Source organism: Streptomyces sp. NPDC093795 (assembly GCF_044764665.1).
GTDB lineage: Bacteria > Actinomycetota > Actinomycetes > Streptomycetales > Streptomycetaceae > Streptomyces.
In genome coordinates this window covers 229,441-245,288 of record NZ_JBIWIO010000009.1, presented here as the reverse complement: position 1 = coordinate 245,288, position 15,848 = coordinate 229,441, and the positions used below count along the sequence as shown (strand labels likewise).

The 15,848-nt window shown below is 72.4% G+C and carries 13 protein-coding genes and 1 pseudogene; 7 read left to right on the top strand and 7 right to left on the bottom strand.

Annotated elements, in window-relative coordinates; genetic code table 11:
* The first annotated feature begins 82 nt into the window (after nucleotides 1-82).
* The gene (locus ACIRB7_RS24385; RefSeq protein ID WP_403602398.1) at nucleotides 83-1,618 is read left to right on the top strand and encodes an MFS transporter; all 1,536 of its coding nucleotides are present in this window, start codon (nucleotides 83-85) and stop codon (nucleotides 1,616-1,618) included.
* Nucleotides 1,619-1,699: 81 nt separating this feature from the next.
* On the opposite strand, the gene ACIRB7_RS24380 is transcribed toward ACIRB7_RS24385, so the two are convergent.
* Entirely contained in the window at nucleotides 1,700-2,218 is a 519-nt protein-coding gene (locus ACIRB7_RS24380; RefSeq protein ID WP_403602395.1) for a MarR family winged helix-turn-helix transcriptional regulator, read from the bottom strand.
* Nucleotides 2,219-2,323: 105 nt separating this feature from the next.
* On the opposite strand from ACIRB7_RS24380, the gene ACIRB7_RS24375 reads away from it, so the two are divergent.
* Complete coding sequence (locus ACIRB7_RS24375) at nucleotides 2,324-3,112, top strand: dioxygenase (RefSeq protein ID WP_403602392.1); 789 nt, start codon at nucleotides 2,324-2,326, stop codon at nucleotides 3,110-3,112.
* A gap of 15 nt (nucleotides 3,113-3,127) precedes the next feature.
* On the opposite strand, the gene ACIRB7_RS24370 is transcribed toward ACIRB7_RS24375, so the two are convergent.
* A complete protein-coding gene (locus ACIRB7_RS24370) occupies nucleotides 3,128-4,135 on the bottom strand; it encodes a questin oxidase family protein (RefSeq protein WP_403602390.1) in 1,008 nt (335 codons plus the stop codon).
* A 553-nt stretch (nucleotides 4,136-4,688) separates the two neighbouring features.
* Here ACIRB7_RS24370 and ACIRB7_RS24365 point away from each other — a divergent pair.
* On the top strand, nucleotides 4,689-5,690 hold the full coding sequence (locus tag ACIRB7_RS24365) for an RNA polymerase sigma factor RpoD/SigA (RefSeq protein WP_403602387.1): 1,002 nt from the start codon (nucleotides 4,689-4,691) through the stop codon (nucleotides 5,688-5,690).
* A pseudogene (locus ACIRB7_RS24360) lies at nucleotides 5,644-5,841 on the top strand (sensor histidine kinase); the annotation flags it as partial. The gene ACIRB7_RS24365 and the pseudogene ACIRB7_RS24360, both read left to right, overlap by 47 nt.
* A gap of 35 nt (nucleotides 5,842-5,876) precedes the next feature.
* On the opposite strand, the gene ACIRB7_RS24355 reads toward ACIRB7_RS24360, so the two are convergent.
* Complete coding sequence (locus tag ACIRB7_RS24355; RefSeq protein WP_403602385.1) at nucleotides 5,877-6,836, bottom strand: helix-turn-helix transcriptional regulator; 960 nt, start codon at nucleotides 6,834-6,836, stop codon at nucleotides 5,877-5,879.
* Between the two features lie 62 nt (nucleotides 6,837-6,898).
* Here ACIRB7_RS24355 and ACIRB7_RS24350 point away from each other — a divergent pair, with 62 nt between their 5' ends.
* A complete protein-coding gene (locus ACIRB7_RS24350; protein WP_403602382.1) occupies nucleotides 6,899-8,437 on the top strand; it encodes an MFS transporter in 1,539 nt (512 codons plus the stop codon).
* Nucleotides 8,438-8,540: 103 nt separating this feature from the next.
* Here the strand turns inward: ACIRB7_RS24350 and ACIRB7_RS24345 are convergent, their stop codons facing one another.
* Nucleotides 8,541-9,671 (bottom strand): hypothetical protein, encoded by a 1,131-nt coding sequence (locus ACIRB7_RS24345; RefSeq protein ID WP_403602379.1) that lies wholly within the window; start codon nucleotides 9,669-9,671, stop codon nucleotides 8,541-8,543.
* A gap of 289 nt (nucleotides 9,672-9,960) precedes the next feature.
* Here ACIRB7_RS24345 and ACIRB7_RS24340 point away from each other — a divergent pair, with 289 nt between their 5' ends.
* Entirely contained in the window at nucleotides 9,961-11,049 is a 1,089-nt protein-coding gene (locus ACIRB7_RS24340) for a glycosyltransferase (RefSeq protein ID WP_403602377.1), read from the top strand.
* Nucleotides 11,050-11,144: 95 nt separating this feature from the next.
* On the opposite strand, the gene ACIRB7_RS24335 is transcribed toward ACIRB7_RS24340, so the two are convergent.
* The 3 genes from ACIRB7_RS24335 to ACIRB7_RS24325 all read right to left on the bottom strand — a co-directional run bounded on the left by ACIRB7_RS24335 (nucleotide 11,145) and on the right by ACIRB7_RS24325 (nucleotide 14,388).
* Complete coding sequence (locus ACIRB7_RS24335; protein WP_403602374.1) at nucleotides 11,145-11,993, bottom strand: DUF6227 family protein; 849 nt, start codon at nucleotides 11,991-11,993, stop codon at nucleotides 11,145-11,147.
* Nucleotides 11,994-12,044: 51 nt separating this feature from the next.
* Nucleotides 12,045-13,133 (bottom strand): P1 family peptidase, encoded by a 1,089-nt coding sequence (locus ACIRB7_RS24330; RefSeq protein ID WP_403602371.1) that lies wholly within the window; start codon nucleotides 13,131-13,133, stop codon nucleotides 12,045-12,047.
* A gap of 67 nt (nucleotides 13,134-13,200) precedes the next feature.
* Nucleotides 13,201-14,388 (bottom strand): low temperature requirement protein A, encoded by a 1,188-nt coding sequence (locus ACIRB7_RS24325; RefSeq protein WP_403602369.1) that lies wholly within the window; start codon nucleotides 14,386-14,388, stop codon nucleotides 13,201-13,203.
* A 208-nt stretch (nucleotides 14,389-14,596) separates the two neighbouring features.
* Here ACIRB7_RS24325 and ACIRB7_RS24320 point away from each other — a divergent pair, with 208 nt between their 5' ends.
* Nucleotides 14,597-15,727, top strand: coding sequence for an MFS transporter (locus tag ACIRB7_RS24320; protein ID WP_403602366.1), 1,131 nt, complete (start codon nucleotides 14,597-14,599; stop codon nucleotides 15,725-15,727).
* The last annotated feature ends 121 nt before the right edge of the window (nucleotides 15,728-15,848 follow it).

The window sequence follows — 15,848 nt, the reverse complement described above, 5'->3', positions numbered from 1 at the left end:
GCGTTCACCCGTACTTGCTTACCTGACCAGCACTCCCTTTACGCCCTTTTTCACCAGTACGCGCCAAGAGGTGGCTACCCCCATGCCGAAAGTCCCCGACCACACCGTGACCCACGCCGACCCGGGCCGCTGGAAAGCGCTCGTCTTCATCGCCCTCGCCCAGCTGATGGTCGTCCTCGACGCGACGATCGTGAACATCGCCCTGCCCTCCGCGCAGCAGGACCTCGGCATCTCGGACGGCAACCGGCAGTGGGTCATCACCGCCTACGCCCTCGCCTTCGGTGGTCTGCTCCTCTTCGGTGGTCGCATAGCCGACCTGTGGGGCCGTAAGCGCACCTTCGTCGTCGGCCTGATCGGCTTCGCCGCCGCCTCCGCCCTCGGCGGGGCCGCGACCGGCGAGGCGACGATGCTCGGTGCCCGCGCGCTCCAGGGCGCGTTCGGCGCGCTCCTCGCGCCCGCCGCGCTCTCGCTGCTCGCCGTGACCTTCACCGACGCCAAGGAGCGCGCCAAGGCCTTCGGCATCTACGGCGCGATCGCCGGCGGTGGCGGCGCCGTGGGCCTGATCCTCGGCGGTTTCCTCACCGAGTACCTGAACTGGCGCTGGACCTTCTTCGTCAACATCCCGTTCGCGATCGTCGCCGCCGTCGGCGCGTACCTCGTGATCCGTGAGCCGGCGGGCGGCCGCAACCGCTCCACGCTCGACATCCCCGGCGTGATCCTCTCCACCCTGGGTCTGGTCGCGCTCGTCTACGGCTTCACCCGCGCCGAGTCCGAGGGCTGGAGCGACACCGGCACGATCCTCATGTTCGTGAGCTCCGTGGTGCTGCTCGGCGTCTTCGTCCTCGTCGAGTCGCGGGTGAAGGCCCCGCTGCTGCCGCTGCGCGTCCTGACCGACCGCAACCGCGGCGGTGTCTACCTGTCGCTGGGTCTCGCCGTCATCTCGATGTTCGGCCTGTTCCTCTTCCTGACGTACTACCTCCAGATCGTGAAGAGCTACTCGCCCGTCATGACCGGCTTCGCGTTCCTGCCCATGATCGTGGGCATGATCGTCGGCTCCACCCAGATCGGTACGCGCCTGATGACCCGGGTGCCGCCGCGGCTGCTCATGGCCCCCGGCTTCCTGACCGCCGGCGTCGGCATGCTGCTCCTCACGCAGCTGGAGGTCGACACCTCGTACGCCGGTCTGATCCTGCCCGCGCAGCTGCTGCTGGGCCTGGGCATGGGCACGGCGTTCATGCCGGCCATGTCGCTCGCGACGCTCGGCGTGGACCCGCGGGACGCCGGTGTGGCCTCCGCGATGGTCAACACCTCGCAGCAGGTCGGCGGCGCCATCGGTACGGCCCTCCTGAACACGATCGCCGCCTCGGCGACCACCGCGTACCTGACCGACAACGCGGCGGGCGCGACCACCCCGGCCGGGCAGAAGCTGCTCCAGCTCCAGGGCATGGTCGAGGGCTACACCGCTGCCATCTGGTGGGCCGTCGGCATCCTGGTCGTCTCGGCCGCGATCGCCTTCGTCCTGATCAACACCGGGAAGCCGGACACCGGGGCCCTCGCCGGTTCGGGCTCCGGCGAGGGCGCGGACGACGAGCTGAAGGTGCCGGTCATCGTTCACTGACGCGTGCTGAGGGTGCCGGTCGTCGTGCACTGACCCCGTACGCCGTGGGTCTTCCCTGCCCTGGTTCCGCGAGCCGTGTGCTCAGCGGAGCCAGGGCAGGTCCGCGTCCGGGCCCGCGTCCGGCCCCTGGTGTTCGAGGCCTTCCGCCATGACCCGCATGATCGCGCCCAGCTGCTCCACCTGCTCGGCGGAGAGCCGGTCGAAGAGGGCCTGGCGTACGGCCGCCACATGGCCCGGCGCGGTCCGGCGCAGGACGTCCATCCCCTCCTCGGTCAGCGCGGCGAACTGGCCGCGCTTGTCGGAGGGGCAGTCCTCGCGCCGCACCCAGCCGTTCTTCTCCAGACGGGCGATCGCGTGGGAGAGCCGGGAGCGGGTGATCTTGGCGCTCTTGGCCAGCTCCGTCATGCGGAGGCGGCGGCGGGGAGCCTGGGAGAGCTGGACGAGCAGTCCATAGTAGATGTGCGGCATTCCCGCGTCGCGCTGCAACTGGCGGTCGAGGTGGTCCTCGAGGAGCGTGGTGGCGTGCAGATAGGCGCGCCAGACGTGCTGCTCCTCGTCGCTGAGCCAGCGGGGTTCGGTCATGTCTCCCATGGTTCCCATCGTACGACTCATCCTTGAAAGTTGAACTATGTCGGCTTATGCTGCGGAGAGAGTGAGCTTGAAGTTTCAATAACCACGTCGGAAGTGAAGCCGGAGGCCGTCGCCATGGACACCACGCCGGAACGGATGCCCGCCCTCTACCTCTCCCACGGCGCCCCGCCGCTCGCCGACGACCCGGTCTGGCCCGGCCAGCTCGCCGCCTGGTCCGCGGACCTCCCGCGCCCCACGGCCATCCTCATGGTCTCCGCCCACTGGGAGGAGGCCCCGCTCGCGCTCGGCTCCACCGAGACCATCCCCCTCGTCTATGACTTCTGGGGCTTCCCCGAGCACTACTACCAGGTCCAGTACGAGGCTCCCGGCGCGCCCGCCCTCGCCGAGACGGTCCGCAAACTGCTCCGGACGCCCGGCACACCCGTGCAGGACATCCCCGACCGGGGCCTCGACCACGGCGCCTACGTGCCGCTCGTCGAGATGTTCCCGGGCGCCGACATCCCCGTACTCCAGATCTCCATGCCCACCCTCGACCCGCGCCGGCTCATGGACATCGGGCGCAGGCTCGCCCCGCTGCGCGACGAGGGCGTCCTGATCGTGGGCAGCGGCTTCTTCACCCACAACCTCGCCGCCCTCCGCCACACCGGTGGCGGGGTGCCGGGCTGGTCCGCCGAGTTCGACGCCTGGGGCCACGAGGCCCTCGCCGCGCACGACGTCGACGCCCTGCTCGACTTCGCGCACAAGTCGCCCGCCGGACGCCTCGCCCACCCGCGAACCGAGCACTTCGCCCCCCTCTTCGTCACCATGGGCGCCGCGGACGCGGCCGGGGACCTCGACGCGGAGCGGTCGGTGATCGACGGGTTCTGGATGGGGCTTGCGAAGCGGTCGGTGCAGTTCGGGTAAGGGGTGACACGGTCGTCAGAACACCGGCGGGTTCAGCTCGACCGAGCGGACCGCCGCGGCGAGTGCCAGCGGGTCGCCCACGTCGAGTGCCGTGTCGGTGAACTTGATCGTGTGGTCGTCGCCGTGCGCCGCCGCCCGCTCGAAGACCTCCAGTGGGGTGAGGGACGTGGGCGCGTACGGCTCCGCCGCCGCCGGTGTGTACGCGGCGGTCACCGCGGCCGCCGCCGCCCACGCCGCCGCCAGGCTCGGCGCCCACAGCGCGCGGGGGAGCGCGGGCAGGGCGCGCAGGACCGCGTTCGGCGCGGTCGCCGCGTGCACCAGCATGATCGGCTCGCCGTGGCCGTGCGTCGCGTACCGGTGCGTCGCCGCCGTCACCAGCTCCACGAGCCGCGCCCGCGCGGTGTCCGGGTCCGGTGCCGTGCCCCACACCGGGAACGCCGTCAGCTGACCGAGCCGCCCCAGCAGCGGGCCGTCCTGCTCGGGGACCGGCGGTACGGCCTCCAGGGCAGCCGCCGCCGTCGGCGCCGCGGCCAGCGGGGTGAGCGGGGGAAGCGGCAGGTGGCGGGCCGCCCAGTAGCCGAGGGCGTGTGCGAGTTCGGCGCGGCGCGGGGCCGTCTCCGGGGACGTCAGGAGGGTCCGTACGGCATGACCGGTACGGATCACGGGATGCGCCGAACCACCCGCGATCCCGGGCAGCAGCCGGGGCCACCACTCGGCGAGGACCTCCCGCCAGGGGCGCCCGTCGAGTTCGCGGGTGAAGAACGTGGTCCAGTCGGTGACCCGGGCCGGGTCACCGAGCGCCTCGCGCCAGTCGGCGGCCGTGACGGGGCGCGACGGGGGCGGTGGCTCCTCCAGCTTGTGCGCGTAGCGATCGAGCCAGCGGTGCACGGCCGGGGCCTGGCCGCGGTGGACCAGGGCCTCGACGGCCATGGGGGCGTGGTTGGTGAGGCGGCCGTGCCGCTCGGGGCCGGTGGCGTGGAGGCGTTCGAGGGCTTCGTCGAGGGTGCCGGTGGTGTCGCACATGACGAGGACGCTAGGGCGGGGGCGGGGCGGGGCGGAACGGGCGCGGGACCTAGTCCGCGAGGCCGAGGAGGACTAGGCCGGGGATGACTGGGGGCGGGGTGGCTGGGCCGGGGACGGCTGGGGGCGGGGTGGCTGGGCCGGGGACGGCTGGGGGCGGGGTGGCTGGGCCGGGGACGGCCGGGGCGCGGTGGCTGGGCCGGGTGGCCGCGCCCCCGGGCGACTAGGACGGGGGGTCGCCCCCCCGGCCGCGCCCCGAAGCAACCGTCTGCTCCGTCCGGGCGTCTGGAAAGACGGCGCCGCATGTGATCGCGGTCTCACCGACAGTGTGGTCGGGCACCCCGCGAGCGGCGCCGGATCACCCTCCGTGCCCGGTCTGACCTGCGCCTCCGTGGGTGTCGGAGCCATGCCCGCAGGGGCGGCGGCCGCGCAGGATACTGCATGATCGCGAAAATCCATGTGCCCGGTGGGAATTCTGTCCTGATTCCAGTCGTTGTTTCCGTCGGATGCAGGGCACCCGTAAGGGTGTCGCGACCTACTCAGCAAGGGAGCACGCATGGCAACCCGTGCCGTCGCCCGTCGTCAGACCTCCGCCACGAGCGGGGCCGCACGGGCAAGCAGCGTTCGCGCCGTGGGCGGGGAGATCGCCGACCGCGACCTGGTCGGCATGTACCTCGACGAGATCGCGCGCACGCCCCTGCTCGACGCCGCCAAGGAGGTCGAGCTCTCCCAGACGATCGAGGCAGGTGTGTACGCCCAGCAGGTCCTCGACGGGCAGGTGGAGAGCGAGGCGGGCGGCGCGTCCCCCGAGGAGCTCGAAGCGCTGGTCGCCGAGGGTGAGCGTGCCAAGGACCTCTTCATCAAGTCCAACCTGCGGCTCGTCGTGGCCGTCGCCCGGCGCTACCCGCGCAGCGGACTGCCGCTGCTCGACCTGATCCAGGAGGGGAACGCGGGCCTGGTGCGCGCGGTCGAGAAGTTCGACTACGCGAAGGGCTTCAAGTTCTCCACGTACGCGACCTGGTGGATCCGCCAGGCCATCACCCGGTCCATCGCGGACCAGTCCCGCACGATCCGGCTCCCCGTCCACCTCGTGGAGGAGCTCGGCCGGATCCGTCGGGTGCAGCGCGAGTTCAACCGGGAGCACGGGCGGGAGCCCGAGCCCGAGGAGATCGCCACGGAGCTCGCCTCGACACCCGCGAGGGTCGTCGACGTGCTGGACTGGGCGCGTGACCCGGTCTCGCTGAACATGTCGGTGGATGACCAGGGCGAGACGCAGTTCGGTGACCTCCTTGAGGACACCTCGGCGATCTCCCCGGAGCAGTCGGTGCTCACGCTGCTGCGCAGCGAGGAGCTCGACGACCTCATCGGCAAGCTCGACCACCGGACGGCGTCGATCATCCGTATGCGGTACGGCATCGAGGACGGCCGCGAGCGGACGCTGACGGAGGTCGGCAAGCAGCACGGTCTGACGAGGGAGCGGATCCGCCAGATCGAGAAGCACGCGCTGCTCGAACTCAAGAGGATGGCCCGCGACACGGGCTTCGACGCGGTGGCCTAGCGGGCTCGCTCGGCCGCGTACCCCGGACCCCGGGGTACGCGGCCACGGCCTGCGCGCCCGCGTCCAGCAGCTCGGCGGCACGCTCACCGTCGAATCGACCCCCGGCGAGGGCACCGTACTGACCGCAGCTGTCCCGCTGACCCCGGCATGACCCTGGCATGCCGCCCCCCGGGCGCCCTGACGGGCCTACCGCCGTGTCGACGCCGCCAGGCGGCTCGCCAGGTCCTCCACGTAGTCATGGAGGGGGGCGGGGCCGTGGATCGTGAAGGGGGCGTCCACCAGGGCGAGGCGGAGGGCCAGCCACTCGACCGAGTCCGTCACGCGCGCGTGGAGGCGGCAGGTGGTCGGGCCCGTCGCGGTGGGGACCAGGTGGGAGGGGAGGCGCGCGGCGACGAAGTCGGCGGGGGCCTCGAAGCTGACGTCCAGGTCGAGTTCGGCCTGGGCGCGGGACATGGAGCGGAGCAGGAGCTGCGCCGCGTCCCCCGCCGGCAGCTCGCGCGGGGTGAAGCGGGCCCCGGTGGCGAGCGGCTCGCTCACCCGGTCGACCCGGAAGGTGCGCCAGTCCTCGCGCCCGAGGTCGTACGCCACGAGGTACCAGCGGTGCCCGGTGGAGACCAGCCGGTAGGGCTCGACCAGGCGTTTCGTCTCGGCGCCGTCGCCCGCGCGGTAGCCGAAGCGGAGCTTCTCCCGGCCGGTGACCGTGCCCGCGAGGGCGGTGAGCGTGGCCGGGGCGACCGTGGCTCCGTCGCCGCGCGTCAGCGGGATCGTGGCGTTCTGGAGGGTGGAGACCCGGTGCCTGAGGCGCGCGGGCAGCACCTGCTCCAGCTTCGCCAGGGCCCGTACGGATGCCTCCTCCACGCCCTCGATGGCGTGCCCGGCCCCGGCCCGCAGGCCGACCGCGATGGCGACGGCCTCCTCGTCGTCGAGGAGCAGCGGCGGCATGGCCGTACCGGCGACGAGCCGGTAGCCGCCGACCGCGCCGAGCGTCGCCTCGACGGGGTAGCCGAGGTCCCGGAGCCGGTCGATGTCCCTGCGGATGGTGCGCGGGGAGACCGAGAGCCGGTCGGCGAGTTCGCTTCCGGGCCACTCGCGCGGGGTCTGGAGGAGCGAGAGCAGATTCAGGAGTCGTGCCGGAGTGTCCGTCATGTCTTCCAGGATGCGGCCGATCTAGGACACGAGCTGACCTAGATGACTTCTATCTTCTTCGTATGAGTTCACACGACGCCGTCACGGACGCGGCCCCCACCGAAGCGAACGGCAAGCGGCGCTGGATCGCCCTCGCCATCGTCATGACCGCCGCCTTCATGGACCTGGTCGACGCCACGATCGTCAACATCGCGATCCCCAGCATCGAGCGGGACCTCGGCGCCGACTTCGGGGCCATCCAGTGGATCACCGCCGGGTACGCCCTCGCCTTCGCGGCGGGTCTGATCACCGGCGGCCGGCTCGGTGACATCTACGGCCGCAAGCGCCTCTTCCTCCTCGGCACGGCGGGCTTCACCGTCGCCTCCGCGCTCTGCGGCTTCGCGGTGAACCCGGAGATGCTGGTCGCCTCCCGGCTCCTCCAGGGCGCGGCGGCCGCGATGATGGTGCCGCAGGTCCTGTCGATCATCCACGTCACGTTCCCCGCGCACGAGCGCGGCAAGGTCTTCGGGATGTTCGGCGCGATCATCGGCCTCGGCGCGGTCTCGGGACCGCTGCTCGGCGCGCTCCTCACGCAGTGGAACATCGCGGGCCTCGAGTGGCGGCCGATCTTCCTCATCAACCTGCCGGTCGGCATCGCGGGCCTGCTCCTCGGCCGGAAGTTCATCACCGAGTCGAAGGCGCCGAAGGCGCTGCGGCTCGACATGGTCGGTGTGCTCCTGGTGACGGGCGCGCTCCTGATGCTGATCTACCCGCTGACGCGCGGCCGCGAGCTGGACTGGCCGCTGTGGGGCCACCTGATGATGGCCGGCAGCGTGTTCGTCTTCGGCGCCCTCGTCGCGTACGAGAAGTACAAGACGAAGAAGGACGGTTCGCCGCTCGTCGAGCTGTCGCTGTTCAAGGTGAAGAGCTTCGCCGCCGGTATCGCCGTGCAGCTGACCTTCGGTGTCGTGATGGGCATCTTCTTCCTGGTGTGGACGCTGTACATGCAGGTCGGGCTCGGCTGGAGCGCGCTGAAGGCCGGTCTCACCGGGGTGCCGTTCTCGATCGCCGTGTCGGTGGCCGCCGGGATCTCGGTGCAGAAGCTGGTGCCGCGCTTCGGCCGGAAGGTGCTCCAGGCGGGCGCGCTGACGATGGTCGCGGGTGTCCTGCTCTACCTCTTCGAGGCCGGGCGTTACGGGACCGGGATCGCGTCCTGGCAGATGATCCCGCCGCTCGTGGTCATGGGTCTCGGCATGGGTCTGATCGTGGCGCCGCTGACGGACGCGGTCCTTTCGGACGTGCCGAAGGAGCACGCGGGTTCGGCCTCGGGCCTGATCAACACGACGGGCCAGATGGGCAACGCGCTCGGGCTCGGCCTGGTGTCGGTGGTCTTCTTCGGCGTGATCGACGACAAGCCCGCCCCGACGTCGCCCGCCGAGGCGGGGGCGGCGTTCACGGACGCCTTCCAGAACGCGATGGGCTGGGTCGCGGGTGTCCTCGCCGTGATCTTCCTGGTGATGTTCGCGCTTCCGTCGAAGCCGAAGCAGCACCTGGAGGGCGGCGGTGACGAGGAGGGTGACACCGGCGTGGCGGTCGAGAAGGAGCCGGTGCTGACGCACTGAGGTCCGTCGACGACAGGGCCGAAGGGCCTTGAACGGTCCGAAGGGCCCTGGTCGCGGGAGGACTCCCGTGGCCAGGGCCCTTCGTCATGGCCGGATCAGCCCGTCAGGGGCGTGCCGCCTCCGGCAGGGCGAGGTTCCGTGCCGCCCCGGAAGGCAGCGCGCGCGTGAACTTGTTCGCGCGGAGGGCCAGCGGGGTGGGCGTCGACTGCTGGAACCAGCCCTCGTCCCAGACGAAGGTGTTGCTCATGAGGTCGCCGTGCGTCTGCCAGACCTGGCCGCCGGTCGTGACGACCTTGACGAAAGCGTCGCTGCCCCTGGCCTCGATGGCGATGGCGCAGACGCCCGTCGGGTAGTTGGCGTTCGCGGGGTCCGTCATGGTGGCGACGGCGTTGGTGAGGTCCTGCCAGGCGATCGTCCCGCCCAGCACGCTCGCCTTCCCGACGAAGGCCTTGCCGCCGGTGAGCACCGCCTGGAAGTCCTCGTTGTTCGAGTGGCTGAACGCGTCGATGTCGGAGCAGGGGCCGGTGGCTCCGGTGGCGCCCGTGGCTCCCGTCGCTCCTGTGACACCCGCGGCACCTGTGGCGCCAGTGGGCCCCGTGGGCCCGGTCGCGCCGGTCGCTCCTGTGGCGCCGGTTGCTCCGGTCGCGCCCGTGGCGCCGGTCGGCCCGGTCTCGCCCGCCGGCCCGGTCGGGCCGGTCGCACCCGTTGCCCCGGTCGCACCCGTAGCGCCCGTCGCGCCCGTGTCACCCGTCGGTCCTTCAGGACCGGGAGGTCCGGTCGGGCCGGTCGGTCCGGTCGGGCCCACCGGGCACTCGTCCCCGCCGGCCGGGGCCGCGGGCAGGGTCCGGAACTGCGGGCCCTCCACCAGTGGCCTGATGTGCTGGTCCAGGAACGCCTGGAGGTCACCGGTCGGCGCCGACCCGTCCTGGCCCATGTGACGCGGGCCGTTCTGGTGCTCCCACGGCGGCGGCCCGTCCGGGTGCTGCGGCGGCGGTCCGTCCGGGTGGTGCGGGGGCGGTCCGTCCGGGTGGTGCGGCGGCCGCTCCTCGCAGTGGTCGCCCGTGGACGGCCCCGCGATCGTCGTACGGGGGGCGTCCTCCCACGTGCCGGCCACCGCCGGTGACGCGAAGCCCGTGAGCACGAGGGTGAGCGAGGCGGCGGCGCCGCCGCCGAGCCATGAGCGACGTCGGGGCAGGGGACCGAGCTTGGACCGGGTCCTGGCATCAGGACGCATGCATGCTCCTTCCTCCACCGGCTTCACGGCCGGTGTGAGCGAGATCGAGAGGGGAGCGATGGTCGCTCCCACAATCGGATCATCGGATCGCGCAGGCCCGGTCTTGACGGTCGCGCGGCACTCTCAACGCCATGGCCTATCGCGGACAACCGAATGGATGCGTACGCCACGGCGAACTTCGAACGGCCCGGCGGCGCGCCGCCCGAACGCGTCGGCGGGCCCTCCGTAGGGTCGCCCCCCGATCGCTCCACCGACCGCTCCTCCCGCCCCCACCGGAAGTGGTGTTGCCGTGCAGCCGTCCATCTGCCTGTGCATGATCGTCAAGAACGAGGCCGCCGTCATCGAGCGCTGCCTCGCCTCCGTCCGTGGCCTGGTGGACACCTGGGTCATCTCCGACACCGGGTCCACCGACGGCACCCAGGAGCTGATCCGGACCGCCCTCGACGGCATCCCCGGCGAGCTGTACGAGGAGCCGTGGGTGAACTTCGGCCACAACCGCAGCCTGAACATCGCGCACGCCCGTGGCCGGGCCGGCCACCTGCTGCTCCTCGACGCCGACCTCGTCCTCCGGCAGGAGGGACCGCTGCCCGCGCTGACCGCCGACGCGTACATGATCCGCCACGAGGGCGCCCTGGAGTACCGCATCAAACGCCTGGTCAGGGGCGATCTGCCGTGGCGGTACGAGGGCGTCACCCATGAGTACCTGACGGCCGACCGGGACCACGTCCAGGAGAACCTGGACGCCCTCGTCGTCGAGGACTACGCCGACGGAGGCTCACGGCACGACAAGTTCGAGCGGGACGCCCGGCTCCTGGGCGCCGAGCTCGACCGGGACCCGACCAACCCCCGTACGGTCTTCTACCTCGCGCAGACCCTGCGCGACCTGGGCCGCCCCGGTGAGGCCGTCGCCCTCTACGAGCGGCGCGCGGCCATGGGCGGCTGGGGCGAGGAGGTCTACTACTCCCTGCTCCAGTCGGGCGTCCTGCGCGCCGACGCCGGCGACTGGCCCGCCGCGATGGACGCCCTCACCCGCGCCTGGGAGTCACGGCCGGGGCGGCTCGAGGCCTGTTACGAGCTGGCGGCGCGACTCCGGGGGATGGGCCGCTACCGGGCCGCCCACGCCGTGGTCTCCTCCGTCCTGGACCGGGAGCACCCCGACGACCTGCTCTTCACCCAGCCGTGGGTGTACCGGTGGGGGCTGCTCTTCGAGTACTCGATCACCGCGTACTGGGTGGGCGACCACGCCGCCTCCCTCGCCGCCTGCGACCGGCTGCTCGCCCTGCCCGACCTGCCGGAGAAGTACCGCGAACAGACCCGGGCCAACCGGGCGTTCGCCGTCGACCGCCTCGCCGAGACCGCCGCTCCCGCACCGGTCTGACCCCATACCGGTGCGCCGGTCCGTCCCCGAGCCGGTCCGACCCCGGGAGGCGGACCGGCGCGAGGTCGCGTGCGTCAGCACGTACGCGCGGGATGTCAGCGGACCCGGGAGCGGGACTCCATCGCGTCGCGGGCGGCGCGCTCCGACTCGTACACCTCGCACATGTGTCGGCCGTCCGGCGTCGACGTGTGCTCCACCTCCCAGAGGCTGACCTCGCTGCCGTCGAGCAGCAGGAACTGGTGCTCGTAGAGCGTGAAGCCGGCGTCCCGGCCCCCCTCCACGGGGCAGTGGCGCCCGAAGGCCTGCGTGATGTGGTGGGCGAAGGCCAGCCGGAGCCTGCGGGCCGTCCCCTCGCCCGGCCGGTCCGCGTTCTCCGCGCGCCGCAGGACGCGGCGCGCGTGGTCGGCGGAGTTGTCCGGCACGTACATCCGGGGCTGGGCGGGTATCGGGCGGGCGAGCAGGGCCCCGAGGAGCGCCAGGTCGTCGTCGTCGCCCTCGTCGAGGGCGCCGCCGTCGGAGCGCTCCGCGCTCCAGCCCGGCAGCGGCCCGGTCGGGAGCCGGGAGGCGGCGAGCCGGGCCTCGGACTCCTCGGCGTACAGCTCGTGCTGCTCGGCGCCGTCCCGGCCGGCGTTGTGCGTGAGCTCCCAGAGGGAGAGCGCGCTGCCGTCGCCGAGCAGATACGTATGGCGGTAGGTGGAGCGGTGCAGCGACGCGCTGTGGTGCGAGGAGTGCAGCGCGCTGGAGTGGGCGAGCGCCGTGCCGAGGCGCTCGACGGTCGAGTCGGGCAGGTCGAAGGAGTTGAGCGCCCGGCCGAGGAGGCGCTCAACGTGCGTCTCGGTCGTCTCGTACGGATCGTGAGGATCCTGCGGATCGTTCAAGAGGGTCTCCAGGCCGTCGCCGCATGTCACTCGGTGCTTGCTTAACGTAGTCCCTGGGTCTGACATCGTGTCCGGGGTTCCGGAAAACGAAGGGCGCGCGGGGGAAGTTCCCCCAACTCACCGCCCCTCGCCGGGAGTACGGACACTCCTCTGCCCGTACAGCTCGCCGTACGAGGGGAAGTCCCCGCCGGGCCCGCGCAGGCCGCCGGGGGCGGCGAGCACCGCCCGTACGATCGCCCGGGTCACCAGGTCCGCCCCCGCCGCCAGGATCTCGTTCAGGGCGAGCGGACCAGGGCCCTCCGGCAGGTCCCGGACGCCGGTGGCGAGGGCGAAGACGGTGTCCCCGTCGTTCATCAGGTGCACCGGGCGCAGGCCCCGCGCGATGCCGTCGTGGGCCGTGCCCGCGACCTTCTGCGCCTGGGCGCGGGTCAGCACCGCGTCCGTCGCGACGACGGCGAGCGTGGTGTTCAGCGGGGGAGGGGCGCTCGCCGCGTGCGCCTCCGCGAGGCGCGACACGGCCGCCGCGTGCACGTCGGGGTCGGGAAAGGCGGGCGGACCGCCGGCGGCGTGGTAACTCCCGTACAACGCGCCCGTGGCCGGGTCGACGGCCGAGCCCACCGCGTTCACCACCACGAGGGCGCCGACCGTGATGCCCGACTCCAGGACCGTACTCGCCGTGCCGACGCCGCCCCGGAGGCCGCCGACCACCGCGCCCGTGCCCGCGCCGACCGCGCCCGTCTCCACGCGCGCGTGGTCGCCGCTCGCGTCGGCCGCCTCGACCGCCGCCCGACCCGTCGCCGCGTCCGGCCTGGCCGTGAAGTCGCCGCCCCTGCCCAGGTCGAAGACGCACGCGGCGGGCACCACCGGCACCACGTGGGACGGGTCGGGCCCCACCCGCACGCCCCGGTGCCGCTCCTCCAGCCAGGCCATCACGCCGGCGGCGGCATCCAGGCCGTACGCGCTGCCGCCGGTCAGGACGACCGCGTCGATCCGCTGGACCACGTTCCGCGGATCCAGGGCGTCCGTCTCCCGCGTGCCCGGCCCCCCGCCCCGTACGTCCACGGCGGCGACCACCCCGCCCTCGGGTCCAAGGACCACGGTGGTGCCACTGAGTGCCCCGCCCCCCTCCACGCGCGCGTGCCCCACACGCACTCCGCCGACGTCGGTGATCGAGTCGCGGCCGTTCTTCCCCTCGGGCTGTGTCATGTCCCCTGCCTACCACGGGGGGCAGCCGCCGCGGGTGCGCCGATTCAGCCGTCGTGGGTGCGCCGGTTCAGCCGTTCTCCGGGCCCGCGTCGGCCTTCGTCGCCGGGTTGCGGGCCGTCAGCGTCACCCCCACCGCGACCGTGGCCGCCGCGACCAGGCCGGCGGCCAGGACCGCCCAGCGGCCCGCGAACGAGCACAGCAGGATCGCGCCCGCCGAGACGGGCAGGACGAGCTGTTGCGCGATGCCGACCTTGAAGTAGCGCGCGTGCAGCAGCCATACGGACAGCAGGAAGATCGCCGACGGGATCGTCACCGACGCGGAGGCGGCGAGCGTGGAGAGGTGCGCCTTGCCCACGGCCTGCTCCACGGCGATCTCGAGGCCCGCGCCGACGGCGGCGGCCGACGCGAAGATCACGTAGTGGCCGTAGCCCCACAGGAAGCCCTGGCGGCTCGACGTCAGCCGGTCGTGGGCGGGGACGACGAAGTAGATCCACCAGGCGGCGAAGACGAGCAGCAGACCGCCGGCGGCGATCGGCAGCAGCTCGCCGAGGGCGTCGTTCTCGACGATGCCCGACTTCACGGCGACGGTCGCGGCGGCGACGGTCTCCCCGAGCACGATGATGGTGAACAGGCCGTACCGCTCGGCGATGTGGTGCGGGTGCCAGGTGCTCGGCGCGTCCTTCTCCGCGTACACGGGTACGGCCATCTCGGCCAGCGCCATCACGAGGAACACCCAGGGGCGGGCCGGCTCCGGCGCGAGGAGCAGCCCGAGCCAGCCGACCTGGCAGGCGACGACCCCGCCCGCGTACCGCCGGCACATCGTCCGTTCCGCGCTGTCGGCGGCGTGGTGGGCGGCGCGCAGCCACTGGGTGGCGAGCGCGAGCCGCATGACGAGGTAGCCGAGGTAGACGACGAGGAAGTCGTGCTCCTCGAAGGCGCGCGAGACGCCGGCGGCGAGGACGAGGACCCCGGCGATCTGGACGAGGGTGACGACCCGGTAGAGAACGTCGTCGTTGTCGTAAGCGGAGGCGAACCAGGAGAAGTTCATCCAAGCCCACCAGATGGCAAAAAAGATCATCGCGTAGTTGATGATCCCCTCGCCCGCGTGCCCCTCGGCCACGGCGTGCACGAGCTGCGCGCCCGCCTGGGCGACGGCGACGACGAAACACAGGTCGAAGAAGAGCTCCAGGGGCGTGGCGGCCCGGTGGGACTCCTCGCGGGAGCGTGCGGTGAGGGGCAGGAACGGTTGTGTCATGGGCCCCAGCACACCAGAGCCGGAGACCCTCCTGTTCCTCTGCCACGCGGAGGAGCCCGCTGCCACGCGGAGGAGCCGGCGCCCGCGGCGACGGGACCCAGGCCCGGTCGCCATGTCATCCCGTCTGACCGCCGTCCGAGCGACGCGCCCTCACCCCGGCACCCCGTAAAACAGGGCAAAAAGGGGCATACGGTCGTACCGTATCCGCGTGACCGAGCCACCGCAGACAGTCGAGCCGACCCCCGCACCGGGCCCCGCCCAAGGCCCCGCACCCGGCAGCACGGCCGCCGGCACCCCCGCGCCGCAGACTCCGGCCGCCGTACGCCGCCGCGCCACCCTCGCCGGCGTCGTCGTCTCCGCCCTCCTCATCCTCGCGATCGTCTTCGGCAGCCGTCTGCTCCGCGACTTCGACTCGGCCCTCCTGCCCTACGCCGTCGCCACTGTCTTCCTCGCCTTCGGCATCGCCTACCGCTACACCGTCTGGATCTCCGCACCCGGTGCCCGCCGTCTCTTCAAGCAGGGCTGGCGCTCCTTCTTCTCCGTCGCGAACTTCCGCAAGGCGCCCACCGCCCTGCCCAGGATGATCGCCACCTACCTCGGCTTCCAGAAGTTCCTCGGCGCCCGCTCCCACGCCCGCTGGGCCGCCCACCAGCTCATCTTCTGGGGCTGCCTGCTCGCCGCCGCGATCACCTTCCCGCTCACCTGGGGCTGGTTCACCTTCACCTCCGCCACCGGCTCGGGCCCCGGCTACGAGATGCGGATCTGGGGCCTCAAGATCATCGGCTTCGACGCCCTCGGCGTCCTCGGCTGGCTGATGTTCCACGGCCTCGACATCGCCGCCGTCCTCGTCATCGCGGGCGCCGCCTACTTCCTCCGGCGCCGCATGAAGGACCGCGGGGCCGTCACCGGCCAGCGCTTCGCCTACGACCTGGTGCCGCTGATCGCCCTCGTCGTCATCTCCGTGACCGGGCTCCTGCTCACCTTCTCGTCGATCTTCCTGCACGGCGGAGGCTACGAGTTCCTCGCGATCCTCCACATGGTGTCGGTCGTCTTCACCCTCATCTACATCCCCTTCGGGAAGTTCTTCCACATCGTGCAGCGGCCCGCCGCCGTCGGCATGCAGCTCTTCAAGTACACCTCCCGCCGCAAGGACGAGGAGGCGCTCACCTGCCGCCGCTGCCACGAGCCCATCGACACCGCCCCGTACGTGGAGAACCTCAAGGGCACCATGCGCGACCTCGACCTCGGCTTCGACGAGTGGACCGAGTACTGCCCCCGCTGCAAGCGCGTCCTGCGCGGCACCGCCTACCTCGACCACGTCAAGAAGGGCTTCAAGTGAGCGCGACCGACCCGGCGCCCCGCTCCGCGACCGACCCGGCGCCCCGCTCCGCGACCGACCCGGCGCCCCGCTCCGCGACCGACCCGGCGCCCCGCTCCGCGACCGACCCGGCGCCCCGCTC

Coding starts and splice junctions, on each gene's coding strand:
- ACIRB7_RS24355 (WP_403602385.1), bottom strand. CDS start 6,836: ATGACGGACACTCCGGCACGACTCCTGAATCTGCTCTCGCTCCTCCAG.
- ACIRB7_RS24365 (WP_403602387.1), top strand. CDS start 4,689: ATGGCAACCCGTGCCGTCGCCCGTCGTCAGACCTCCGCCACGAGCGGG.
- ACIRB7_RS24330 (WP_403602371.1), bottom strand. CDS start 13,133: ATGACACAGCCCGAGGGGAAGAACGGCCGCGACTCGATCACCGACGTC.
- ACIRB7_RS24335 (WP_403602374.1), bottom strand. CDS start 11,993: ATGTCAGACCCAGGGACTACGTTAAGCAAGCACCGAGTGACATGCGGC.
- ACIRB7_RS24325 (WP_403602369.1), bottom strand. CDS start 14,388: ATGACACAACCGTTCCTGCCCCTCACCGCACGCTCCCGCGAGGAGTCC.
- ACIRB7_RS24350 (WP_403602382.1), top strand. CDS start 6,899: ATGAGTTCACACGACGCCGTCACGGACGCGGCCCCCACCGAAGCGAAC.
- ACIRB7_RS24375 (WP_403602392.1), top strand. CDS start 2,324: ATGGACACCACGCCGGAACGGATGCCCGCCCTCTACCTCTCCCACGGC.
- ACIRB7_RS24370 (WP_403602390.1), bottom strand. CDS start 4,135: ATGTGCGACACCACCGGCACCCTCGACGAAGCCCTCGAACGCCTCCAC.
- ACIRB7_RS24345 (WP_403602379.1), bottom strand. CDS start 9,671: ATGCGTCCTGATGCCAGGACCCGGTCCAAGCTCGGTCCCCTGCCCCGA.
- ACIRB7_RS24380 (WP_403602395.1), bottom strand. CDS start 2,218: ATGGGAACCATGGGAGACATGACCGAACCCCGCTGGCTCAGCGACGAG.
- ACIRB7_RS24385 (WP_403602398.1), top strand. CDS start 83: ATGCCGAAAGTCCCCGACCACACCGTGACCCACGCCGACCCGGGCCGC.